At 53.6% G+C, this 22,786-nt stretch carries 23 protein-coding genes and 4 tRNA genes; 23 read left to right on the top strand and 4 right to left on the bottom strand.

Translation table 11 applies throughout. The features are described 5' to 3' along the window. Positions 1–120: 120 nt before the first annotated feature. The 5 genes from M2406_RS12810 (at position 121) to chbG (ending at position 5,024) form a co-directional block, all read left to right on the top strand. Positions 121–438 (top strand): PTS sugar transporter subunit IIB, encoded by a 318-nt coding sequence (locus M2406_RS12810; protein WP_020825274.1) that lies wholly within the window; start codon positions 121–123, stop codon positions 436–438. A gap of 11 nt (positions 439–449) precedes the next feature. After that, entirely contained in the window at positions 450–1,811 is a 1,362-nt protein-coding gene (chbC, locus tag M2406_RS12815) for a PTS N,N'-diacetylchitobiose transporter subunit IIC (protein ID WP_012005283.1), read from the top strand. Positions 1,812–1,860: 49 nt separating this feature from the next. After that, complete coding sequence (locus M2406_RS12820; RefSeq protein ID WP_259190253.1) at positions 1,861–3,246, top strand: glycoside hydrolase family 1 protein; 1,386 nt, start codon at positions 1,861–1,863, stop codon at positions 3,244–3,246. Next, positions 3,246–4,109: a transcriptional regulator ChbR gene (chbR, locus tag M2406_RS12825; protein ID WP_012005285.1), complete on the top strand. Its 864-nt coding sequence runs from the start codon at positions 3,246–3,248 to the stop codon at positions 4,107–4,109. The genes M2406_RS12820 and chbR overlap by 1 nt, the downstream gene beginning before the upstream one ends. Before the next feature lie 153 nt (positions 4,110–4,262). Then, a complete protein-coding gene (gene chbG / locus M2406_RS12830) occupies positions 4,263–5,024 on the top strand; it encodes a chitin disaccharide deacetylase (RefSeq protein WP_041418464.1) in 762 nt (253 codons plus the stop codon). A 30-nt stretch (positions 5,025–5,054) separates the two neighbouring features. Here the strand turns inward: chbG and M2406_RS12835 are convergent, their stop codons facing one another. Further along, on the bottom strand, positions 5,055–6,449 hold the full coding sequence (locus M2406_RS12835; protein WP_259190254.1) for an MFS transporter: 1,395 nt from the start codon (positions 6,447–6,449) through the stop codon (positions 5,055–5,057). A gap of 250 nt (positions 6,450–6,699) precedes the next feature. On the opposite strand from M2406_RS12835, the gene pncC reads away from it, so the two are divergent. The 13 genes from pncC to luxS all read left to right on the top strand — a co-directional run bounded on the left by pncC (position 6,700) and on the right by luxS (position 16,426). Beyond that, on the top strand, positions 6,700–7,188 hold the full coding sequence (gene pncC, locus M2406_RS12840; protein ID WP_012005288.1) for a nicotinamide-nucleotide amidase: 489 nt from the start codon (positions 6,700–6,702) through the stop codon (positions 7,186–7,188). Between the two features lie 112 nt (positions 7,189–7,300). After that, on the top strand, positions 7,301–8,362 hold the full coding sequence (gene recA / locus M2406_RS12845) for a recombinase RecA (protein WP_012005289.1): 1,062 nt from the start codon (positions 7,301–7,303) through the stop codon (positions 8,360–8,362). A gap of 64 nt (positions 8,363–8,426) precedes the next feature. Beyond that, entirely contained in the window at positions 8,427–8,933 is a 507-nt protein-coding gene (gene recX / locus M2406_RS12850) for a recombination regulator RecX (protein WP_012005290.1), read from the top strand. A 133-nt stretch (positions 8,934–9,066) separates the two neighbouring features. Next, positions 9,067–11,694, top strand: coding sequence for an alanine--tRNA ligase (gene alaS, locus M2406_RS12855; protein WP_135344655.1), 2,628 nt, complete (start codon positions 9,067–9,069; stop codon positions 11,692–11,694). 252 nt (positions 11,695–11,946) lie between these two features. After that, entirely contained in the window at positions 11,947–12,132 is a 186-nt protein-coding gene (csrA, locus tag M2406_RS12860; RefSeq protein ID WP_002209449.1) for a carbon storage regulator CsrA, read from the top strand. Positions 12,133–12,442: 310 nt separating this feature from the next. Further along, positions 12,443–12,535, top strand: a tRNA-Ser gene (locus M2406_RS12865). Between the two features lie 3 nt (positions 12,536–12,538). After that, positions 12,539–12,615, top strand: a tRNA-Arg gene (locus tag M2406_RS12870). Positions 12,616–12,676: 61 nt separating this feature from the next. Continuing rightward, positions 12,677–12,753, top strand: a tRNA-Arg gene (locus M2406_RS12875). 50 nt (positions 12,754–12,803) lie between these two features. Next, positions 12,804–12,880: transfer RNA gene (locus M2406_RS12880), tRNA-Arg, on the top strand. Positions 12,881–13,107: 227 nt separating this feature from the next. Next, entirely contained in the window at positions 13,108–13,674 is a 567-nt protein-coding gene (gene yqaB, locus M2406_RS12885; protein WP_259190260.1) for a fructose-1-phosphate/6-phosphogluconate phosphatase, read from the top strand. Continuing rightward, on the top strand, positions 13,671–14,099 hold the full coding sequence (locus tag M2406_RS12890; protein ID WP_012005293.1) for a YqaA family protein: 429 nt from the start codon (positions 13,671–13,673) through the stop codon (positions 14,097–14,099). The genes yqaB and M2406_RS12890 overlap by 4 nt, the downstream gene beginning before the upstream one ends. An 82-nt stretch (positions 14,100–14,181) precedes the next feature. Next, entirely contained in the window at positions 14,182–15,744 is a 1,563-nt protein-coding gene (gene gshA, locus M2406_RS12895; RefSeq protein WP_259190261.1) for a glutamate--cysteine ligase, read from the top strand. A gap of 166 nt (positions 15,745–15,910) precedes the next feature. Beyond that, complete coding sequence (gene luxS / locus M2406_RS12900; protein WP_004950350.1) at positions 15,911–16,426, top strand: S-ribosylhomocysteine lyase; 516 nt, start codon at positions 15,911–15,913, stop codon at positions 16,424–16,426. 68 nt (positions 16,427–16,494) lie between these two features. On the opposite strand, the gene M2406_RS12905 is transcribed toward luxS, so the two are convergent. Both M2406_RS12905 and M2406_RS12910 read right to left on the bottom strand, forming a co-directional pair. Continuing rightward, positions 16,495–17,784, bottom strand: a complete 1,290-nt coding sequence (locus M2406_RS12905) for an HlyC/CorC family transporter (protein WP_012005295.1) — start codon at positions 17,782–17,784, stop codon at positions 16,495–16,497. Positions 17,785–17,824: 40 nt separating this feature from the next. Next, entirely contained in the window at positions 17,825–18,616 is a 792-nt protein-coding gene (locus M2406_RS12910) for an inner membrane protein YpjD (protein WP_017891659.1), read from the bottom strand. 169 nt (positions 18,617–18,785) lie between these two features. Between M2406_RS12910 and ffh the strand changes: the two genes are divergently transcribed. The 5 genes from ffh (at position 18,786) to rplS (ending at position 22,410) form a co-directional block, all read left to right on the top strand. Beyond that, complete coding sequence (ffh, locus tag M2406_RS12915) at positions 18,786–20,147, top strand: signal recognition particle protein (protein WP_012005297.1); 1,362 nt, start codon at positions 18,786–18,788, stop codon at positions 20,145–20,147. 216 nt (positions 20,148–20,363) lie between these two features. After that, complete coding sequence (rpsP, locus tag M2406_RS12920) at positions 20,364–20,612, top strand: 30S ribosomal protein S16 (protein WP_004932501.1); 249 nt, start codon at positions 20,364–20,366, stop codon at positions 20,610–20,612. An 18-nt stretch (positions 20,613–20,630) separates the two neighbouring features. Further along, on the top strand, positions 20,631–21,179 hold the full coding sequence (gene rimM, locus M2406_RS12925) for a ribosome maturation factor RimM (protein WP_012005298.1): 549 nt from the start codon (positions 20,631–20,633) through the stop codon (positions 21,177–21,179). Between the two features lie 52 nt (positions 21,180–21,231). Further along, positions 21,232–21,999, top strand: coding sequence for a tRNA (guanosine(37)-N1)-methyltransferase TrmD (gene trmD, locus M2406_RS12930; RefSeq protein ID WP_012005299.1), 768 nt, complete (start codon positions 21,232–21,234; stop codon positions 21,997–21,999). Positions 22,000–22,053: 54 nt separating this feature from the next. Then, entirely contained in the window at positions 22,054–22,410 is a 357-nt protein-coding gene (gene rplS, locus M2406_RS12935) for a 50S ribosomal protein L19 (RefSeq protein WP_012005300.1), read from the top strand. A gap of 154 nt (positions 22,411–22,564) precedes the next feature. Here rplS and M2406_RS12940 read toward each other — a convergent pair whose 3' ends face one another. Then, positions 22,565–22,783 carry a DNA-binding transcriptional regulator gene (locus tag M2406_RS12940; RefSeq protein WP_012005301.1) on the bottom strand — a complete coding sequence of 73 codons (219 nt, stop codon included), beginning with the start codon at positions 22,781–22,783 and terminating at the stop codon, positions 22,565–22,567. Positions 22,784–22,786 lie beyond the last annotated feature (3 nt).

Here is a 22,786-nt window from a genome sequence, read left to right on the forward strand (position 1 = left end):
ACTGTCTGCAACCAGGGCAAAGTAACGGAAATTTTCATAAGGAATGTGCGTGAGGCAATGGCTATTGCATCTGGCAAACAAATGACACGGGGCTTTTTTGATTATCTTGAGGGATTGGGTATGGAAAAGAAAAAAATCTATCTGTTTTGTTCTGCTGGTATGTCGACTTCCCTGCTGGTTTCAAAAATGAAAGCACAGGCCGAGAAGTACGAAGTGCCGGTGATCATTGCCGCCTATCCTGAGGCGTTGGCCGCAGAAAAGGGTGCCGAGGCGGATTTGATTCTGCTTGGGCCACAGATTGCCTACACGCTGGCCGAAGTGCAAAAGCAGTTACCCAACAAGCCCGTTGAAGTGATCGACTCTGCCTTATACGGCAAGCTCGATGGCCTGGGCGTGTTGAAGGCCGCAGTCGCCACCATAAAAAAAGCTAACCAATAAAGGGGTCTGCCGTGAATACGTTAATTGCCTCGTTGGAAAAGGTCATTCTGCCCTTTGCCGTGAAAATTGGTAAACAGCCCCATGTTAATGCCATCAAAAACGGGTTCATTCGCTTGATGCCACTGACGTTGACCGGGGCGATGTTCGTGCTGATCAACAACGTGTTTCTTAGCTTCGGCGAAGGCTCGTTCTTCTTTTCAATGGGGGTGCGGCTGGATGCGTCTACCATTGAGACGTTGAATGGCCTGAAGGCCATCGGTGGCAGCGTTTATAACGGCACCCTGGGGATTATGTCCCTGATGACGCCCTTTTTTATCAGTATGGCTTTAGCTGAAGAGCGCAAAGTCGACCCGTTGGCCGCAGCACTGCTGGCAGTTGCCGCCTTTATGACCGTGACCCCGTTTAGCGTCGGTGAGGCTTATGCCGTAGGCGCTAACTGGCTGGGTGGCGCCAACATCATTTCCGGTATGGTGATCGGCCTGGTGGTGGCAGAGATGTTTACCTTTGTGGTGCGCCGCAACTGGGTGATCAGCCTGCCGGACAGCGTACCTTCTTCAGTGTCACGCTCGTTCTCGGCCTTGATCCCCGGCTTTCTTATCCTGTCGATCATGGGCGTACTGGCCTATTGTCTGACGCTGTGGGGCACCAACTTCCACCAAATCATCATGGACAGCATCTCGGCACCGCTGGCAAAAATGGGCAGCGTAGTGGGCTGGGTGTATGTGATGTTCTCCTCTCTGCTGTGGTTCTTCGGGGTACATGGTTCAATGGCGTTGGCCGCACTGGACAGCGGTATCATGACGCCATTCGCGCTGGAGAACGTCGAGCTGTACAACAAGTACGGTTCCGTCGAAGCCGCGGTGGCTGCGGGTAAAGAGTTCCACATGTGGGCGAAGCCGTTCGTTGACTCCTACATCTATCTGGGCGGGACGGGTTCGACACTGGGGCTGATTATTGCCATCTTTATCGCTTCACGCCGTGAAGATTATCGTCAGGTCGCCAAGCTGGCGACGCCGTCGGGCATCTTCCAGATCAACGAACCCATCCTGTTCGGTCTGCCGGTGATTATGAACCCGGTGATGTTTATTCCCTTTATTCTGGTTCAGCCGGTACTGACGATTATTACCACGGTGGCTTATTACACCGGGCTTATCCCGCCAATCACCAATATTGCGCCATGGACCATGCCGGTGGGGCTGGGGGCGTTCTTCAACACTAACGGCAGTATCGTTGCCATGTTGCTGAGCTTCTTCAACCTGGGCGTCGCGACCTTGATTTACCTGCCGTTTGTGATGATCTCCAACAAGGCGCAGAGCCAGATTGATCAGGCAACGGAAAGCGAAGAAGACATCGCCAAAGCGTTGAAATTCTAACTGCAGTCTGGGGCAGCAATCCGCTGCCCCGGTTTTAGAGGGGCTTCGGATGAAATATCAATTTGCTGACGATTTCTGGTGGGGAAGCGCCACCTCGGCACCCCAGTCGGAAGGGGCTGCCGCACGGGATGGCAAAAGCCAGAACATCTTCGACTACTGGTATGAGATTGCACCAGAACGTTTTCATCATCAGGTCGGCCCGTCCGAGACCTCCACGTTTTATGACAACTTCCAGCAAGATATCCTGCTGTTAAAAAACCTTGGGCATAATAGCTTCAGAACCTCTATCTCCTGGTCGCGGTTGATCCCGCAAGGGGATGGCGAAGTGAATCCGAAAGCGGTGGCTTTCTATAATGCGCTGATCGACAGCCTGTTAGCCCAGGGCATCACGCCATTTATCAATCTTTACCATTTCGATATGCCGCTGTGCATGCAGCAACAAGGTGGCTGGGAAAGCCGGGCGGTGGTTGATGCCTACGCGCGTTATGCCAAAACCTGTTTCAGCCTGTTCGGCGACAGAGTCAGCCATTGGTTCACCTTTAATGAGCCGATTGTCCCGGTCGAAGCCGGGTATCTGAACGACCTGCATTATCCTTGTGTCATTGATTTCAAAAGGGCAATTACAGTGGCTTACCACAGCGTGTTGGCCCATGCCAAAGCGGTGAGCGAGTTCAGGGCGCTGGGGAACCAGGGTTCTATCGGCATTATTTTGAACCTGAGTCCGACCTATCCTCGTTCGGACAGCCAGGAAGATGGCGTGGCGGCTCACTATGCGGATCTGTTGCTGAATAAAAGCTTCCTCGATCCGGTGACCAAAGGGCGTTATCCGGACGATTTGGTGAATTTACTGCGGGCCAATGATTTGTTGCCGCAGACAGCAGCGGAAGACGCGCAGCTGATTGCCGATGGGGTGGTGGATATTCTGGGCGTCAATTACTACCAACCGCGCAGGGTCAAAGCAAAAGAAGGTTATCAGGCCAGCGACCCGGTAACCATGCCGGAAGACCTGTTCAGCTATTACGCCATGCCGGGCCGCAAGATTAACCCGCACCGCGGCTGGGAAATCTATGAAAAAGGCCTGTATGACATCCTGATGGATCTGAAGGAAAACTACGGCAACATTCCCTGCTATATTTCAGAAAACGGTATGGGTGTGGAGGGCGAAGAGGCCTTCATCGGTGCCAGTGGGCGGGTAGAGGACGATTATCGAATCGACTTTATTCGTGACCATCTGAAATGGTTGCATCAGGCGTTGTCCGAGGGCTCCAACTGTAAGGGCTACCATCTATGGACCTTTATTGACTGCTGGTCCTGGCTCAATGCCTACAAGAATCGCTACGGGTTAGTCCGGCTGGAGCGGGATAGCCAGCAACGTACGATTAAAAAGAGCGGCTATTGGTTTGCCGAGACGGCCAGGCAAAACGGTTTTGATTAATGGGAGCGCGCGCGGTGTCTGACAACCTGGTTTCGCTGAATACCAACGACGTTAAGCTGATTCGGGAGCAGGATTTTTTTAACTGCAAAGATTTCCATCTGTTTATCTATAACAAGGTGGAGAGCGCCACCGGGCTGCATCAGCATGACTATTACGAATTCACTATCGTCCTGAGCGGCAAATGCTATCAGGAGATCAACGGCAAGCGGGTGCTGCTGGAGCGGGGGGATTTTGTGTTTATCCCCATTGGCTCGCGTCACCAGAGCTTCTATGAGTTCGGCGCCGCGAAAATCTTTAACGTGGCGGTCGGCAAGGTTTTCTTTGAAGAAAACTACCTGCAGCAACTGCCTCGCTGCTTTGTCGCCTCTCAGGCCTATAGCCTGAAGAATGAGTTTCTGGCTTATATCGAGTCGGTGGTAGGTTCCCCACAGTTCCGTGAGGATGATTTTGCCGAGTTTCTGGAAACGCTGACCTTTTATATCATCAGCCGCATTCGTCATTATAAAGAAGAGAGTGGCGAGGGGGATGATATACCTCAGTGGCTGAAGAACACCCTGGCCGGCATGCATGATAAAGCGATGTTTGGTGAAAAGGCGTTGCTCAATATGGTTGAGCTGTCGGGTAAAACCCAGGAGTACCTGACCCGGGCAATGCGGCGTTATTACCATAAAACGCCGATGCAGGTGATTAATGAAATCCGCATTAATTTCGCCAAAACCCAGCTTGAGGTCACCAACTATTCGGTCTCGGATATTGCTTTTGATTCGGGCTATGGCGACGTGAGCCTGTTTATTAAAAACTTTAAAAGACTCACTGAAGTGACGCCGGGTAATTACCGAAAAAAGTTCTACGGCCCTATTTAGGGCCGCTCCCGATAAGCATTAACGCCGATATTCCGAATACCTTTCAGGCCGCCAATAGCCTGATGAGATAAATTTCTTTGCTTAAGCGAAGGGGAATTGCCGTACCTGACGGACGGTATTCCCTTGCCAAAAATTTGTTAAATGGATGCCAAAATGGAAAAGTTACTGATAGTGAATGCTGACGATTTTGGTCTGAGCAAGGGCCAGAATTATGGCGTTATCGAGGCGTATCACTACGGGGTTGTCTCTTCAACCACTGCCATGGTCAATAGCGTGGATGTACACCATGCCGCCAGGCTCAGCCAGCTCTATTCCGGGCTGCAGATTGGCCTGCACTTTGTGCTGACCCACGGGAAGCCCCTGACGGCCATGTCGTCGCTGGTCAACGAACGTGGGGAATTGGGCAAGTGGTTATGGGAAAGGGCTGAGTCCGCGCAGTTGGATCTGGATGAAATTCACGACGAGTTGGTGAGTCAATATGACAAATTCGTCGCGGTGTTCGGTAAAGCGCCGACGCATATCGACAGCCACCATCACGTGCACATGCTGCCGCAGATTTATCCGCTGGTGGAAGCTTTTGCCCAGTCAAAATCCCTGCCGTTGCGCATAGGTCGCGAGGAGGTTGAACGGCAAGGCATTCCACTGCGCTATGGCCACAGCACCGAATGGTTTGATGCGGGCTTTTATGGTGAGGAAATATCCGAGGCGCTGTTTTTACAGGTGCTTGAGCGCACCGATCAACGCGGCGCCCGGTCGGTGGAGATGATGTGCCACCCGGCGTTTCTGGATAACACTATTTTGGCGAGCAAGTATTGCTATCCACGGCTGGCCGAAGTGGACGTGTTGACTTCGCCGGGGCTTAAAACCGCGATCGCGGAACGCGGTTACCGCCTGGGTTCTTTCCTCGATCTGTAACAGGCACAACCTGATATAAATATGGCCCGCTTAAAGCATCGAGTGGGCCTTCTTCAGCCCGGTATCTTCATCAGGATCGGCCCCCTGCGGGATGGCCGCCTCGGCTTCTTCTTCCCCCGACGTTTCACTGACCTGCGGTTCTACCGGATCAGGCGCCGCCTCCGGTGGTGGCATGGTGTCGTGAATTATCTGCTCATCGAAGGTTGGGTTTAGCGCCGGAGAAAGTGGGGAACTGGTCAGGCTGTCAGGCAGCGGAATATGTGGCAATGGCGCATCCTGCGCAAACTGCGACTCGTCCTGTTTTACCGTCCGGCTGAAGCCCACCAGCAGCACGCCGCAAAGCGAGAAGAAGGCATACAGAATATTGCCGCCTAACGGTTCAATCAGTGAACCGACCGCCAATGGGCCGATACTGGCACCGACACCGAAGGCCATCAGCAAACAGGCGGCGAGGGATACGCGCCGTTCCGGTTCGATCAAATCGTTCGCCAGGGCGACCACCAGCGGATACAGCGTGAACTGCAACATGCTGACGATAAAGCCCACCACCAGCAACACCGGAAAATCAATGTGCGGTACCAACGCCAGCGGCAGGGAAGCTACGATCAATAAAATGGCGTTGATGCGCATCAGCAGCGTTCGGTTGTAACGGTCTGACAGCCAACTGAGTGGGAACTGCGCCACCAGCCCGGCGAAGATGGCTATCGCCATAAACAGGCCAGTTTGCTGGGTGGTCAGCGATTGCAGACTTGCGTACACCGGTGCCAAACCATAGAAAGATCCCACCACCATGCCGATCACCAGCGTGGTCGCCAGCACCTTGGGAATGGCCCCGATAAAGTAGCGCAGCTCCATAGGAGCTGGTGACATATGCCGTGCGTTGGTGCGGGTGGTGAGGGCGATAGGTACCAGGCAGAGTGCAAAGCACAGGGCGATCAGCAGCAGGGTGGTAATGCCGAGATTGCTCTGCAGCATTAACACCACCTGACCCAATGACATACCCAGATAGGTGGCCGCCATATAAAAGCCGAAAACCGTTCCGCGCTGATTGGATTCCGCCTGATCGTTCAGCCAGCTTTCCAGCACCATGAATTGACACATCATGCACATGCCGATAATCAGCCGCAGCACCACCCACACGGGAATATATTCCGTCAGGCCATGCCCCAACACCGCCGCGGTGATAATGCCGGCGCAGGAAACGTAGGCGCGGATATGGCCGACGCGGGCAATCAGAAAATGCCCGACCTTGCCGCCGATCACCAGGCCGATGTAGTTGGCGGCAATAATCGCCCCGATCAGCGCACCGGTCACGTGGATAGAGGTTAAACGCAGGGAGATGTAAGTGGTGAGCAACCCTGAACCCAGCAGCATCAGCAGGGTGGTGGTATACAACGGAAAGAAGACGCCTAACGTTTTTTTCACTCTATCATCCTAATCTTTTATCCTGGTTTGCCCTGGGGTTGACCCTGCCGGCGGCAAAGGCAACCCGGTGAGATCCCTCGTGCAAAACACCGCCCGTTAACCCGGGCGTTACATTCGATACTAGCAGTTTGGTTTGCCGCTTAACACCGCCTCGCCTGCGAAGCGGCGCGCATTTCTGTCAACGCACGCTCGGGCAAACTTGATAAATGCTACTATCGGGCGCATATACCTGATTCGCTAAGGAGAGGTTATGAGTGAAAATCAACTGCGTAAACTCAGCATTGCGGTGGGCGAAAAACTGAAGGCCAACGGCCAGTGGATCACCTGTGCGGAATCCTGCACCGGTGGCGGCATCGCCAAAGCCATCACTGACATTGCCGGGAGTTCTGCCTATTTCGATCGCGGTTTTGTCACCTACAGCAATACGGCAAAGCATGAGTTGCTGGGCGTGGCGGAGGCGACTCTGACGGCCCATGGCGCAGTGAGCGAAGAGGTGGTGCGCGAGATGGCCCAGGGGGCGTTACACGCAGCACGTGCCAGCCTGGCGCTGTCGGTCAGCGGCATTGCCGGACCGGACGGCGGCAGTGCGGAAAAACCGGTGGGCACCGTCTGGTTTGGCTTTGCCGACGGCTCTGGACGGGTACTGGCGCACAGGAAGCAATTTGCCGGCGATCGTGATGCCGTGCGGCTTCAGGCGACGATTTTTGCGCTGCAAACCGCGCTTGATGATTTTTTGTAAAATTAGGCTTGATACTGTATGACCATACAGTATAATTAGTGACATTTCCTGCACAACATACAATCAGTGGCAGTGTGGGGTAACACCGACATTGCGTAACGAAGGAGCAAAAATGGCTATTGATGAGAACAAGCAAAAGGCGCTAGCTGCGGCACTGGGCCAGATTGAGAAACAGTTCGGCAAAGGCTCCATCATGCGTCTGGGTGAAGACCGTTCTATGGACGTAGAAACGATCTCTACCGGCTCACTGTCACTGGACATCGCACTGGGTGCGGGCGGCCTGCCAATGGGTCGTATCGTTGAAATTTATGGCCCGGAGTCTTCCGGTAAAACTACCCTGACGCTGCAGGTTATCGCTGCGGCACAGCGCGAAGGTAAAACCTGTGCGTTTATCGATGCCGAGCATGCGCTGGATCCGATTTATGCGAAAAAGCTGGGTGTTGATATCGACAACCTGCTGTGTTCGCAGCCGGACACCGGTGAGCAAGCGCTGGAAATCTGTGATGCCTTGACCCGCTCTGGCGCGGTTGACGTGATCATCGTTGACTCCGTAGCGGCGCTGACGCCAAAAGCGGAAATCGAAGGTGAAATTGGTGACTCACACATGGGCCTGGCGGCGCGTATGATGAGCCAGGCGATGCGTAAGCTGGCCGGTAACCTGAAAAACGCCAACACGCTGTTGATCTTCATCAACCAGATCCGTATGAAAATCGGTGTGATGTTTGGTAACCCTGAAACCACCACCGGTGGTAACGCACTGAAATTCTACGCTTCTGTCCGTCTGGATATCCGCCGTATCGGCGCGGTTAAAGAAGGCGATGAAGTGGTCGGCAGCGAAACCCGCGTAAAAGTGGTAAAAAACAAAATCGCTGCGCCGTTCAAACAGGCCGAGTTCCAAATCCTGTACGGTGAAGGTATCAACAGCCGTGGTGAATTGGTCGATCTGGGCGTTAAGCACAAGATGATCGAGAAAGCCGGCGCCTGGTACAGCTACAACGGCGATAAAATCGGTCAGGGTAAGGCCAACGCCTGTAACTTCCTGAAAGAGAACCCGGCGGTTGCTGCCGAGTTGGATAAACGACTGCGTGACCTGCTGCTGCACAGCAACGGCGAACTGGTTGCTGCAACCAACGAAGGCTTCGACGACGAAGCTGAAACCAGCGAAGAGTTTTAATCGCTGCTGGCGTTCGTGGACATCGTTATAGGTTCACGAACGTCAACTAAATCAGGCTTGAAAAATGAATGACTTGCTAAGCCGCGCCATGCGCCTGCTGTCGCAACGCGATCATAGTGAAGCTGAACTGCGCCGCAAACTTGCGGCGCAGCCATTTATGGCGAAAGCCAGATTTGGCACCAAAACTCCCTCGTCCTCCGCTCCGCTGCCTGAAGAACCCGTTGACCCTGCCGTTATAGAACAGGTTATTGCCTATTGTTACCAGCATAACTGGCTGGACGATCAACGCTTTGCCCGCAGTTATATTGGTAGCCGCAGCCGTAAAGGCTATGGCGCGCAGCGGATCCGCTCCGAATTGATGCAAAAAGGTGTGGATAAGGAACTGACGCAGGCGGCGCTGGCGGACTGCGAGATTGATTGGTGTGAACAGGCCAAACAGGTGGCGCAGCGTAAATTTGGCGATCAACTGCCAACGGACTGGAAAGAGAAAGCCAAAGTGCAGCGTTATCTGCTCTATCGTGGCTTCTTCCAGGAAGAAATTCAGTCAATTTACCGTGATTTTGCGCAATGAACGCACACGGGGTTTTACTTCCCCTTGAAGAAAATTTATCTTATCCCCACTTTTTGTTCGTGAGCTAGGTGCCATCGTCAGGATGTCGCGTATCTTGCTCACGTGTCGTTATTCTAGCCTTTCCGGGAAAATTATGAGCAAGAGCACCGCTGAGATCCGTCAAGCGTTTCTCGATTTCTTTCATAGTAAGGGCCATCAGGTTGTAGCGAGCAGCTCCCTGGTGCCTGACAATGATCCGACATTGCTGTTTACCAATGCCGGCATGAACCAATTTAAAGATGTTTTCCTGGGGCTGGACAAGCGTGCCTATTCCCGAGCCACTACCTCACAGCGTTGTGTGCGTGCGGGCGGTAAGCATAACGATCTGGAGAACGTCGGTTATACCGCACGTCACCACACCTTCTTTGAAATGCTGGGCAACTTCAGCTTCGGCGATTATTTCAAACATGATGCCATCAGCTACGCATGGGAACTCTTGACCGGTGAAAACTGGTTTAACCTGCCGAAAGAGCGGCTGTGGGTGACCGTCTATGAAACCGATGACGAAGCTTTCGACATCTGGCAGCAGCAGATTGGTGTGCCGGCAGAACGTATTATCCGCATTGGCGACAATAAAGGCGGCGCCTTTGCCTCTGACAACTTCTGGCAGATGGGTGATACCGGTCCATGCGGCCCGTGTACCGAGATTTTCTACGATCACGGCGATCATATCTGGGGTGGCCCACCGGGCAGCCCGGAAGAAGATGGCGATCGCTACATTGAGATCTGGAACCTCGTTTTCATGCAGTTCAACCGTCAATCCGACGGTACTATGCTGCCGCTGCCAAAACCTTCGGTAGATACCGGTATGGGGCTGGAGCGTATTGCCGCCGTATTGCAGCACGTGAACTCCAACTATGAAATCGACCTGTTCAGCAAGCTGATTGCCGCCGTGGCCAAGGTGACCGGTGCCACAGATTTGGATAACAAATCCCTGCGCGTGATCGCCGACCACATTCGCTCTTGTGCTTTCCTGGTGTCAGACGGTGTTACACCGTCCAACGAAGGTCGTGGTTATGTGCTGCGCCGCATCATCCGACGCGCCGTTCGCCATGGCAACATGCTGGGTGCGAAAGACACCTTCTTCTACAAGCTGGTTGCACCGCTGATCGAAGTGATGGGGCCGGCAGCCGACGAATTGAAGCGTCAGCAGTCACTGGTTGAGCAAGTGCTGAAAACCGAAGAAGATCAGTTTGCCCGCACTCTGGAACGTGGTTTGACGTTGCTGGACGAAGAGCTGGCCAACTTGCAGGGCGATACCCTGGATGGTGAAACTGCATTCCGTCTGTACGACACTTACGGTTTCCCGGTCGATCTGACGGCAGACGTGTGCCGTGAACGTGGTCTGAAAGTGGATGAAGCCGGTTTCGAGCAGGCAATGGAAGCACAGCGCCGCCGTGCGCGTGAGTCCAGCGGCTTCGGCGCAGACTACAACAGCATGATCCGTGTTGATGGTGCCAGCCAATTCAGCGGTTATGACCACGAGCAACAGCAGTCCACCGTGACCGCGCTGTTCCGTGATGGTCAGCCGGTGAACGAGATCCACGCCGGTGAAGAGGCCGTGGTGGTACTGGACGAGACTCCGTTCTACGGTGAGTCCGGTGGTCAGGTTGGCGATAAGGGCGTGCTGAAAGCTGCCAATGCTGATTTTGAAGTGAGCGACACCCAGAAATACGGTCAGGCTATTGGCCATCAGGGTAAGCTGTCTCATGGCTCGCTGAAGGTGAACGACCGTGTTGACGCGCAGATCGACACCGTGCGACGCAACCGCATTCGTCTGAACCACTCCGCAACCCACCTGCTGCACGCTGCACTGCGCCAGACGTTGGGTGAGCACGTGGCGCAGAAAGGCTCGTTGGTTAACGATAAATACCTGCGTTTCGACTTCTCGCATTTTGAAGCGATGAAGCCGGAGCAAATTCGCACCGTGGAAGACTTGGTGAACCAACAGATTCGTCGTAACCTGCCGGTGCAGACCGAGGTTATGGCGCTGGATGATGCCAAAGAGAAGGGCGCTATGGCGCTGTTCGGTGAGAAGTACGACGACAACGTGCGCGTACTGACCATGGGCGACTTCTCGACCGAACTGTGTGGCGGCACCCATGCCAGCCGTACCGGTGACATCGGCCTGTTCCGCATTCTGAGTGAGTCTGGTACCGCCGCAGGTATCCGCCGTATTGAAGCGGTAACCGGTGATGGCGCGATTGCTACCTTGCATCAGCAAAACGATCTGCTACAGGACGTTGCTCATCTGGTTAAGGGTGACAGCAATAACCTGACGGACAAAGTGCGTGCGGTGCTCGATCGTACCCGCGCATTGGAAAAAGAGCTGCAGCAGTTGAAGGACCAGCAGGCGGCACAAGAAAGCGCTTCGTTGTCCAGCAAGGCGAAAATGGTTAACGGTGTACAGCTGTTGGTCAGCCAACTGGATAACGTTGAGGCCAAAATGCTGCGTACTATGGTTGATGATCTTAAAAATCAACTGGGTTCCGCGATTATCGTGCTGGCCACCACGGCGGATGATAAGGTGAGCCTGATTGCCGGCGTGACCAAAGATCTGACCGACCGGGTAAAAGCCGGCGAGCTGATCGGTAACGTAGCGCAGCAGGTTGGCGGTAAAGGGGGCGGACGCCCTGATATGGCGCAGGCCGGGGGAACGGATGTCAGCGCCCTGCCAGCGGCATTAGACAGCGTAGAAGCCTGGGTGGCCTCGAAACTGTGAATATAAATAAATAGCACTTACAAACGCCATAACTCATTACTGATTATGGCGTTTTTAACCTGTGCTAACACAATTTGGTTACAATTACGGGAACAAAGTTTTTCAGGTCGGCTAAACTTATCATTATCTGAGGTGAGACCAAGTCTGCTTACACTTATTGTGGATTACATGACTTACGTTTTCGCAGCATATGATGGATAATGACGGGGAAACTGAGAGACCCGACTCTTTTAATCTTTCAAGGAGCAAAGAATGTTAATTCTGACTCGTCGAGTTGGTGAAACCCTCATGATTGGCGATGAGGTCACTGTCACAGTGTTAGGGGTCAAGGGCAACCAGGTTCGTATTGGTGTGAATGCCCCCAAAGAGGTGTCAGTTCACCGCGAAGAAATCTATCAGCGCATTCAGGCAGAGAAGTCTCAACCGACGACTTACTGATTTCGATGCAGCGTCTCGTTGCTCAGCGAGACGCTACTGAGCTTTTTTGTGCCCCCCACAGACCATCCTCTGACTTACCCTGTTAAATCTTCCTGCAGCTCCTCCCACTTTGTTTGCTGATTCACTGTTATTGTCTGTTGATAAAACAATCTTTTTGACGTGAAATCGCCCATGTTGAGTGTGAATTGTGCAAACGCACATGAGATGGGAAAAATTGTTTGACTTAAAAGTCGGAGAAAGTAATATGTGCGCCACGCAGTGCCGATGAGCTTCTCCAAAGCAAGTTAGGCACAATTCGCAAGAAGCGTATGGTGAGGTGGCCGAGAGGCTGAAGGCGCTCCCCTGCTAAGGGAGTATGCGGTCAAAAGCTGCATCCGGGGTTCGAATCCCCGCCTCACCGCCATTTGCATCCATAGCTCAGCTGGATAGAGTACTCGGCTACGAACCGAGCGGTCGGAGGTTCGAATCCTCCTGGATGCACCATATTTTGCAGTATGGTGGGGTAGTAACAACGTACCATACGGTATCAAAAAAGAATTCCTGTGCATCCATAGCTCAGCTGGATAGAGTACTCGGCTACGAACCGAGCGGTCGGAGGTTCGAATCCTCCTGGATGCACCATTCTTTCTGTCAAACTTGTTTCTTCAAGCAGACAAACCAAAAATAGTAATGCATCCATAGCTCAGCTGGATAGAGTACTCGGCTACGAACCGAGCGGTCGGAGGTTCGAATCCTCCTGGATGCACCATCTAAGAAAAACCCGCCTTGGCGGGTTTTTCGCTTTCTGGCATTCGATAATCAGCCATTGTAATCACGCCTTGGCCGTTTTTTCGCTTTCTGGCATTCGGCGATACGCTGCTGTAATCCCATCATCTTTCCTCTTGTGCACAGCACATTCCGCTATTACGCGATCAGCGACAACCTTCCGGCTTTACGCTAAAGTAGTTTTCTTTCCTCAACGATCATGGAGTAACGATGTACGACCGCTATCAGGGTCTTATTTTCGACATGGACGGCACCATTCTCGATACCGAGCCGACGCACCGAAAGGCGTGGCGTGAAGTGTTGTCCCGTTACGGTATGACGTTTGATGAGCCCGCGGTGATGGCGTTGAGCGGTTCTCCGACCTGGCATATTGCCCAGGCGATTATTGCCAGCCATCAGGCCGATCTCGATCCCCATCAGTTGGCTGCAGAGAAAACCCGAGCGGTAGAGATTATGCTGCTGGACAGCGTGCGCCCCTTGCCGCTGATTGAGGTGGTGAAGGCCTACCATGGCCGCCGTCCAATGGCGGTGGGTACCGGCAGTGAGCATCGCATGGCGGAAACTCTGCTGCGCCATCTGGGCCTGTTCCACTGCTTTGATGCGATCGTGGGCGCCGATGATGTGCAGCATCACAAGCCGGAGCCGGACACCTTCCTGCGCTGTGCCGAACTGATTGGCGTACCGCCGGAGAAATGCGTAGTGTTTGAAGACGCAGATTTCGGCATCCAGGCGGCGAAAAGCGCCAATATGGCCGTGGTAGACGTTCGTACGCTGTGAGTAGTACGCTGGCGGTGATGTCGTTATTCGGCGGCAGCTTTCTCAGTGCGACGTTGTTGCCGGGAAATTCAGAAATTATTTTGGTTGCCTTGCTGACCAACAGCCGTGTCTCACCGGAGTTACTGGTGCTGGCCGCGACGTTGGGCAATACGCTCGGTGGGCTGACCAATGTCATTATCGGGCGCCTGTTACCGGCGTTGAAACCACAGCGAGGGCTGGATACAGCGCTTGGGTGGATGCAACGCTTTGGCCCGGCTGCGCTGTTGCTCAGTTGGGTACCGGTAGTGGGCGATTTGTTGTGCGTGTTGGCAGGCTGGCTGCGCATGCCCTGGGGCCCTGTTGCGCTATTTCTGTGTATCGGAAAGGCGCTGCGTTACATCATTTTGACTATGATAACGCTACAGGGAATGGCCTGGTGGCATTAACGACGTGAATATAACTCAATATTCTCTCGGGTGCAGATTCAGTATGCTTACGAGTTCTTGTTTTTAGAAGCGGGAGGTCAATTTGATCCCGGACGTATCCCAGGCGCTTTCTTGGTTGGAAGCCCATCCCCATGCATTAAAAGGCATTCGTCGCGGCATTGAGCGTGAAACGCTGCGTGTCACCGAAGACGGAAAGCTTGCAACAACCGGGCATCCGGAAAAATTGGGGGCGGCATTAACGCACCACTGGATAACCACAGACTTTGCCGAGGCGCTGTTAGAATTTATTACGCCGGTTGACGACAACCTCGATCACCTGTTGACGTTCTTGCGTGATATTCATCGTCACGTGGCGCGTAATCTGGGTGAGGAGCGCATGTGGCCGCTCAGCATGCCGTGCTTTATTGAAGCCGAGCAGGACATTGAACTGGCGCAGTTCGGCTCGTCGAATATTGGCCGCATGAAGACGTTATACCGTGAAGGGTTGAAGAACCGTTACGGCGCGCTGATGCAGACCATTTCCGGCGTGCACTACAACTTTTCCCTGCCGCTGGAGTTCTGGCAGGCATGGGCCGGCGTTAAAGACGCAGAAAGCGGTAAGGAACAGATTTCAGCGGGCTATTTCCGTCTGATCCGTAACTATTATCGTTTTGGCTGGGTGATCCCGTATCTGTTCGGCGCATCGCCGGCGATCTGTTCCTCGTTCCTCAAAGGGCGCGAGACCACGTTGCCGTTTGAGCGTACAGAACAGGGTATGTGTTATCTGCCGTATGCCACTTCGCTACGGTTGAGTGACCTGGGTTACACCAATAAATCACAAAGCAATCTGGGCATTACCTTTAACGACCTGCAAAGTTATGTTGAAGGCCTGAAGCGGGCGATTGTTACGCCTTCGGAAGAGTTTGCCAAATTAGGTGTGAAAGATGGCGATCGTCATCTGCAGTTGAACAGTAACGTGCTGCAGATCGAAAACGAACTCTATGCACCAATCCGGCCGAAGCGGGTGACTAAAAGCGGTGAGACACCGTCAGATGCGCTGCTGCGCGGCGGTATCGAATACATCGAAGTTCGCTCGCTGGACATCAACCCGTTCTCGCCAATCGGCGTGGATGCGGTACAGGCACGTTTCCTGGACCTGTTCCTGATATGGTGTGTGTTGGCCGATGCGCCAGAGATGAGCAGTGATGAATTGCTCTGCACGCGCAAAAACTGGAACCGGGTGATCCTCGAAGGGCGTAAACCGGGACAGACCATTGGCATAGGTTGCGATGACAGCCGTGAGCCATTGGCAAAAGTAGGCAAAGCCTTGTTCGACGATTTGCGCCGCGTGGCGGAAGTGTTGGATAGCGAAGCCGGCGATCGCCAGTATCAGCAGGTGTGTGACGAACTGGTCGCAGCGTTTGACGATCCGGAACTGACGTTCTCGGCCCGTATCCTGAAAGCGATGAAGGAAGAGGGCACCGGTCGTGTGGGCCTGCAGTTAGCTGAGCAATACCGTCAGATGCTGATTGAAGAGCCGTTGGAAATCCTGACTGAAGCCGAATTGGCGAAGGAGCAGGAAGCCTCATGGCAGCGCCAACGTAACGTAGAAGCCCGTGATACGCTAAGCTTTGAAGAGTTCCTGAAGCAACATGGCGGGAGCTGAAAAAGAAAAAGGCCACATCAATGTGGCCAAATATGCATCTCTGATGACAGGGATGATGATAACAAATGCGCGTCTTTCACATATTCAGACTCGCTGAGTTAGAAAAGGTTTCCTGGATAGATAAAAAAGTTTCGAAATAAATACTCTTTTACGAGGAGGTAACGAAATGCCACTGCTGGATAGCTTCACCGTAGACCATACCCGCATGGCAGCCCCGGCTGTCCGCGTTGCGAAAACCATGAAAACTCCTCATGGCGATACCATCACCGTATTCGATCTGCGTTTTTGCCGCCCGAATCTGGAAGTGATGCCTGAGCGTGGCATCCATACGTTGGAACACCTGTTTGCCGGTTTTATGCGTGACCATCTGAATGGCCAGGGCGTTGAGATTATCGATATCTCCCCGATGGGATGCCGTACCGGCTTCTACATGAGCCTGATTGGCGTGCCGGAAGAGCAGCGAGTTGCCGATGCCTGGAAAGCGGCAATGAGTGACGTGCTGAAAGTGACCGATCAGCGCAAAATTCCTGAGCTGAATGAGTTCCAGTGCGGTACTTACCACATGCACTCACTGGAAGAAGCGCAGGAAATCGCCAAGCACATCCTTGATCACGACGTGGTAGTGAATCACAACGAAGAGCTGGCGCTGCCGAAAGAGAAGCTGCAGGAACTGCACATCTAGTTCGTCACCGGGCTACAGCGATAAAAAAAGACGCGATGTTCGCGTCTTTTTTCCTTTCTGGTGGGCGGTCAGTGTTGCTGGACGCTGGACTGCAGCGATTTTATTGGCGTGACCCGCACCTGTTTGATCATATTGTCCTGCACGTCGAGGATATCAACGTCGTAATGGCCTACACGAACCCGGGTGCCCACCTCAGGGATCTCTTCGAGCTCTTCCAACAGCATGCCGTTAATGGTGCGTGCATCGGTGGCCGGCAGCGTCCAGTTGAATGCCTTGTTTAACTCGCGCACGTTGGCGGTACCGTCGATCAGGACCGAACCGTCGCTTTGCGGATTGACCTCTTCCGCCAGCGTTGGCGACATGGAGGTGGTGAAATCACCGACGATTTCTTCCAGGATATCTTCGACCGTCACCAGCCCCTGAATATCACCGTACTCGTCCACCACGATGCTGACTTTCTCTTTGTTGCGCTGGAATTTCACCAGTTGGACGTTAAGCGGCGTGCCTTCAGGCACGTAGTAAATCTCGTCGGCGGCGCGCAGCAGGTTCTCTTTGTTGAACTCTTTCTTCTCGGTCATCAGGCGGTAGGCTTCGCGTACCCGCAGCATGCCGATAGCATCATCCAGTGAGCCGCGATACAGCACGATGCGACCGTGCGGCGAGTGGGTGAGCTGGCGCATGATCGACTTCCAGTCGTCGTTGACATCGATGCCGACGATCTCGTTGCGGGGCACCATGATGTCGTCGACCGTCACCTTCTCCAGATCCAGCACGGAAATCAACATGTCCTGATTGCGGCGAGAAATTTGTGAGTGGGATTCATTAACGATGGTGCGCAACTCGTCCTTGCTGACGGCATCGCTGACCCGCACGTTGGTGTGGATGCCGAACAGGCGCAAGACCAGCGTGGTGATGCCATTAAGCAGCCACACCAGCGGAAACATCACCTTCTGCAGCGGTGCCAGTAAAACGCTGCTGGGGAAGGCGATGCGCTCCGGATATAACGCAGCGAAGGTTTTCGGCAACACTTCGGCGAACAACAGCACGGCAAACGTCAGGATACCGGTGGCGATAGCTACGCCGAAATCGCCATACAGACGCATACCGACGATGGTTGCCAGCGCCGAGGCGAGAATGTTGACCAGATTATTGCCGATCAGCACCAGGCCAATCAGACGATCCGGCTTTTGCAGTAGTTTTTCGACCCGGCGGGCAGAGCGGTTGCCCTGCTTGGAGAGATGACGGAGACGATAGCGGTTTAGCGTCATCATGCCGGTTTCGGATGCTGAGAAGTAAGCGGAAACCACGATCATAACCACCAGGATAATGATCAGGGTCCCTGTCGAAACGTGCTCCAACGCGGTATTCCTTATGTATGGAGAAAGATAGCCTGAGGGCTTAGCGAACCATCACTTGCTGGATCAGACGGCTGCCGAAGTAGGCCAGCGTTAGCAGAAAGGCGCCGGCAAAGCTGAACCACACGACACGGCGGCCACGCCAGCCTTCATGGTAATGGCCCCACAGCAAAACGATATAGACAAACCATGCCATGATCGACAGCACGGCCTTGTGCACGTTTTCTTTGCTGAACAGGTTATCCATATACAGCAGGCCGGTGCATAACGTGAGCGTGAGCAGCACGACACCGATCTGGGTGATGTGGAACATTTTGCGTTCGATGCTCATCAGCGGTGGCATGTCGGCGCTGAACGACAGCTTTTTGTTTTTCAGCAGGTAGTCCAGCCAGGCCAGTTGCAGCGCATACAGCGCGGCAATAATCAGCGTAGCGTAGGAGAACAGCGCCAGGCCAATATGCACCATCAGTTCCGGACTGGCTTCAAGATGGGTAATGAACTCACCCGGCATAAAGCTGGCGAAGGCCAGATTGATCATCGCGAAGCTATAAACAATCGGCAGCAGGAACCAGCCGCGGTCGCGCGAGGCGACAAAGGTCATGACCGAACAGATGATCAGGCTGACTATCGAACCGATGTTCAGCAAGCTGAGATTTTGTCCGGCGCTAACGTCAAAAATACGCTGCTGCAGTGCGATGGCGTGGCAAACCAGTGCCACCACCGCCGAGACGAGAGCAAGCCGACGGTATGCGCTGTTCTTCCGCAACAAGCTGGGAATAATCAGTCCAAGGCTGAGCAGGTAGGCGATCAAAGCCACAATGGAGAAAACTGGCATAGCGTTTAATTTTGCTTCGGCGTGGTGAATTGGATTGTCAGTATAGCGTCGTGCGCGTCCCACTCCAACCGATCTCCAACGCTGAGGCAGAGATCCTCTTAGCTTCGTGTTATAATCGCCGCAATTATGTCGCCAGAGCGGCCTGTCATTACACGTTGAGCAAGAGACGATGTTTGAAAATTTAACCGATCGTTTGTCGCGCACCCTGCGCAATATCAGCGGCCGTGGGCGGCTGACCGAAGAAAATATCAAGGAAACCCTGCGTGAAGTGCGCATGGCATTGCTGGAAGCGGACGTTGCGCTGCCGGTGGTGCGGGACTTTATCAATCGCGTAAAAGAGAGCGCGGTAGGTCATGAAGTCAACAAAAGCCTGACGCCGGGGCAAGAGTTCGTAAAAATCGTCAAGAGCGAACTGATTTCCGCGATGGGCGAAGTGAACACCGAGCTGAACCTGGCGGCACAGCCGCCGGCAGTGGTGCTGATGGCGGGCCTGCAGGGTGCCGGTAAAACCACCAGCGTCGCCAAGCTCGGTAAGTTCCTGAAAGAAAAACAGAAGAAAAAAGTGTTGGTGGTTTCCGCTGACGTTTATCGCCCAGCGGCGATCAAACAGTTGGAAACGCTGGCGGAAAGCGTCGGCATCGACTTTTTCCCGTCCGATGTTAAAGAAAAGCCGATCGACATCGTTAACCGTGCACTGCAACAGGCCAAGCTGAAATTCTACGATGTTCTGATCGTCGATACCGCCGGCCGTTTGCACGTTGACGAAGCGATGATGGATGAGATCAAACAGGTGCACGCGGCGATCAAGCCGGTGGAAACCCTGTTTGTGGTCGACGCCATGACCGGCCAGGATGCGGCCAACACCGCCAAGGCCTTTAACGAGGCGCTGCCGCTGACCGGCGTGGTGCTGACCAAGGTCGATGGTGACGCGCGCGGCGGTGCTGCGCTGTCCATCCGTCACATTACCGGCAAACCGATCAAGTTCCTCGGCGTGGGCGAGAAAACCGAAGCGCTGGAGCCATTCCATCCGGACCGCGTGGCGTCACGCATTCTCGGCATGGGCGACGTACTGTCGCTGATCGAAGATATCGAAAGCAAAGTTGACCGTGAACAGGCGGAAAAACTGGCTAACAAGCTGAAGAAGGGCGACGGTTTCGATCTGACCGACTTCCTGGAGCAGCTCAAACAGATGCGTAACATGGGCGGTATGGCCAGCATGCTGAGCAAACTGCCCGGCGCCGGCCAACTGCCGGACAATGTAAAATCGCAGATGGACGACAAGGTTTTGGTGCGTATGGAGGCGATGATCAACTCGATGACGCTGAAAGAGCGCGCCAAACCGGAAATCATCAAAGGTTCGCGCAAGCGTCGTATTGCGGTGGGTTCCGGCATGCAGGTGCAGGATGTTAACCGCTTGTTAAAGCAGTTCGACGACATGCAACGCATGATGAAAAAGATGAAGAAAGGTGGAATGGCGAAGATGATGCGCGGCATGAAAGGTATGATGCCGCCGGGCTTCCCAGGCCGCTGACAGCCGCTTGCCCTCTGGGGTGAGCCTGTTTAAGCATTTGCCGTTCGCGGTGAAAACCGCCCGAAATATTACCGGCGATAAAAAGTAGTTGACGACGAACTACGCTTTCGATTGCTTTTTGCGCCAAAATGAGTAAAATTTTCGGGCTTTTTATATTGCAACCGGGCCCCGTTCCCTCAATGGGGCCCGGCTGTTTTATTAACTAAAGAGGATGTTATGGTAACAATTCGTTTGGCACGTGGCGGCGCAAAAAAGCGTCCGTTCTATCAAGTAGTAGTGACCGACAGCCGCAATGCTCGTGATGGTCGTTTCATCGAGCGTGTAGGTTTCTTCAACCCAATCGCATCTGGTCAGGCTGAAGCACTGCGTCTGGACCTGGATCGCATTGAGCACTGGGTTGGTCTGGGTGCTACCGTTTCTGATCGCGTTCATGCGCTGATCAAAGACGCTAAGAAAGCAGCTTAATCTGTCGCGGTGGTGGCAATGAGCAAGCAACTCAAACCGGTAGCACCTAAGCAGCCGATTGTACTCGGTAAGATGGGGTCTACTTACGGCATCCGTGGTTGGCTCAGAGTGTTTTCATCCACCGAGAACGCCGAAAGCATATTTGACTATCAGCCCTGGTTAATCCAGCGCTCTGGTCAGTGGCAGTTTGTCGAGTTGGAAGACTGGAAACGCCACAGTCAGGATCTGATCATCAAGGTCAAAGGCATTGACGATCGGGATGCTGCGAATTTACTGACCAATTGCGAAATTGTCGTAGATTCCGAGCAGTTGCCTCCGCTGGAAGGCGATGATTACTACTGGAAAGACCTTATGGGCTGCCAGGTAGTCACCACTTCCGGATACGAACTGGGTAAAGTCATCGATATGATGGAAACCGGTTCTAACGACGTCATGGTCGTGCGGGCAAACCTGAAAGATGCATTCGGTATGAAGGAGCGGTTGGTCCCGTTTCTTCATGGGCAGGTTATCAAGAAAGTCGATCTCACTGCTCGCGTGATTGAAGCAGATTGGGATCCTGGTTTTTGACCTCCGAATTAAACGGTCGAAACAAGTGGAATGACAGTAAGGGGATTGGCTTGTGTTCATTGGTATTGTAAGCCTGTTTCCTGAGATGTTCCGCGCGATCACCGATTACGGGGTGACTGGCCGGGCAGTAAAAAATGGCCTGCTGAGCGTGCAGTGTTGGAGTCCTCGTGACTTCACCTACGACCGGCATCGTACCGTGGACGATCGCCCTTATGGCGGCGGCCCGGGAATGCTGATGATGGTGCAACCCTTGCGGGAAGCCATTCATGCAGCAAAAGCAGCGGCAGGCGAGGGAGCAAAGGTGATTTATCTGTCACCTCAGGGGCGCAAGCTGGATCAAACCGGCGTGTGCGAACTGGCGGCCAACCCGAAGATGATTCTGGTGTGCGGTCGTTATGAAGGGGTAGACGAGCGCGTAATCCAAACCGAAATTGATGAAGAATGGTCAATCGGCGATTACGTCCTCAGCGGCGGGGAACTGCCGGCAATGACCCTGATTGATTCAGTCGCCCGCTTTATACCGGGTGTGCTGGGCCATCAGGCTTCAGCAGAAGAGGACTCTTTTGCCGATGGATTGCTGGACTGCCCGCACTATACCCGTCCTGAGGTGTTGGAAGGGATGGAGGTTCCGCCAGTTTTACTGTCGGGCAACCATGCCGAGATACGTCGCTGGCGCTTAAAGCAGTCGCTGGGCCGTACCTGGCTTAGAAGACCTGAACTTCTGGAAAGCCTAGCTCTGACTGACGAGCAAGCGGTGTTGCTGGCTGAGTTCCAACGGGAACATCAGACCAAGCAGCAGGACTATGAAGGGAACGTCTGAGCAATTGGCTCGACGGGACCGATATATCAGTTTACCTAGGGTAAGAGACATATTATGAGCAACATTATTAAGCAAATTGAACAAGAGCAGATGAAGCAAGACGTACCTGCATTCCGTCCGGGTGATTCCGTGGAAGTTAAGGTATGGGTCGTTGAAGGTAGCAAAAAACGTCTGCAGGCATTCGAGGGCGTGGTTATCGCTATCCGTAACCGCGGTCTGCACTCTGCATTCACTGTTCGTAAGATTTCCAACGGCGAAGGTGTTGAGCGTGTATTCCAGACTCACTCACCAGTAATTGACAGCATTGCTGTTAAACGTCGTGGTGCCGTTCGTAAAGCCAAACTGTACTATCTGCGTGAGCGTACTGGTAAGTCTGCTCGTATCAAAGAGCGTCTGAACCGCGTCGGCTAACGCTGCATCCAAAAGTTAATAACTATGAAGGGGTTGGCAATATGCCGACCCCTTTTTTTATGCTTAAAATCTGTTGATTGCATTTGCAAGATTTGTTTTCGGAAAAGTAAGTTTCCGCAGATATAAAAAAGCCTGCGGTGGCAGGCTCTTTGCGTTACAGCGCCGCGACACGCTGTTTACTTTTTTCCGGGTGCGGCTGAGCCGGAACAATATCGCCAGGCTTCACAATCACTCGCGCGACGGACTCGTGCGTGGCAAAGGTGCAGCTACAGTTAATGTTCTGGCATTGGTGATAGCGCTCTTTGGTCGCTTCACTGAGGTAACGGCTGGAGCGAGTATGGGCCACGCTACCGCAAAGTGGACAGTGCATCATAGT

This window comes from Serratia sp. BIGb0163 (assembly GCF_024809935.1).
GTDB classification, from domain to species: domain Bacteria; phylum Pseudomonadota; class Gammaproteobacteria; order Enterobacterales; family Enterobacteriaceae; genus Serratia; species Serratia quinivorans.

What these genes read in the sequence shown, in the direction of transcription:
- rpsP (WP_004932501.1), top strand. Translation starts at nt 20,364, where the DNA reads ATGGTAACAATTCGTTTGGCACGTGGCGGCGCAAAAAAGCGTCCGTTC.
- yqaB (WP_259190260.1), top strand. Translation starts at nt 13,108, where the DNA reads ATGTACGACCGCTATCAGGGTCTTATTTTCGACATGGACGGCACCATT.
- recA (WP_012005289.1), top strand. Translation starts at nt 7,301, where the DNA reads ATGGCTATTGATGAGAACAAGCAAAAGGCGCTAGCTGCGGCACTGGGC.
- recX (WP_012005290.1), top strand. Translation starts at nt 8,427, where the DNA reads ATGAATGACTTGCTAAGCCGCGCCATGCGCCTGCTGTCGCAACGCGAT.
- M2406_RS12810 (WP_020825274.1), top strand. Translation starts at nt 121, where the DNA reads ATGGAAAAGAAAAAAATCTATCTGTTTTGTTCTGCTGGTATGTCGACT.
- pncC (WP_012005288.1), top strand. Translation starts at nt 6,700, where the DNA reads ATGAGTGAAAATCAACTGCGTAAACTCAGCATTGCGGTGGGCGAAAAA.
- alaS (WP_135344655.1), top strand. Translation starts at nt 9,067, where the DNA reads ATGAGCAAGAGCACCGCTGAGATCCGTCAAGCGTTTCTCGATTTCTTT.
- M2406_RS12820 (WP_259190253.1), top strand. Translation starts at nt 1,861, where the DNA reads ATGAAATATCAATTTGCTGACGATTTCTGGTGGGGAAGCGCCACCTCG.
- csrA (WP_002209449.1), top strand. Translation starts at nt 11,947, where the DNA reads ATGTTAATTCTGACTCGTCGAGTTGGTGAAACCCTCATGATTGGCGAT.
- rimM (WP_012005298.1), top strand. Translation starts at nt 20,631, where the DNA reads ATGAGCAAGCAACTCAAACCGGTAGCACCTAAGCAGCCGATTGTACTC.
- chbR (WP_012005285.1), top strand. Translation starts at nt 3,246, where the DNA reads ATGGGAGCGCGCGCGGTGTCTGACAACCTGGTTTCGCTGAATACCAAC.
- rplS (WP_012005300.1), top strand. Translation starts at nt 22,054, where the DNA reads ATGAGCAACATTATTAAGCAAATTGAACAAGAGCAGATGAAGCAAGAC.
- chbG (WP_041418464.1), top strand. Translation starts at nt 4,263, where the DNA reads ATGGAAAAGTTACTGATAGTGAATGCTGACGATTTTGGTCTGAGCAAG.
- luxS (WP_004950350.1), top strand. Translation starts at nt 15,911, where the DNA reads ATGCCACTGCTGGATAGCTTCACCGTAGACCATACCCGCATGGCAGCC.
- M2406_RS12940 (WP_012005301.1), bottom strand. Translation starts at nt 22,783, where the DNA reads ATGATGCACTGTCCACTTTGCGGTAGCGTGGCCCATACTCGCTCCAGC.
- M2406_RS12910 (WP_017891659.1), bottom strand. Translation starts at nt 18,616, where the DNA reads ATGCCAGTTTTCTCCATTGTGGCTTTGATCGCCTACCTGCTCAGCCTT.
- ffh (WP_012005297.1), top strand. Translation starts at nt 18,786, where the DNA reads ATGTTTGAAAATTTAACCGATCGTTTGTCGCGCACCCTGCGCAATATC.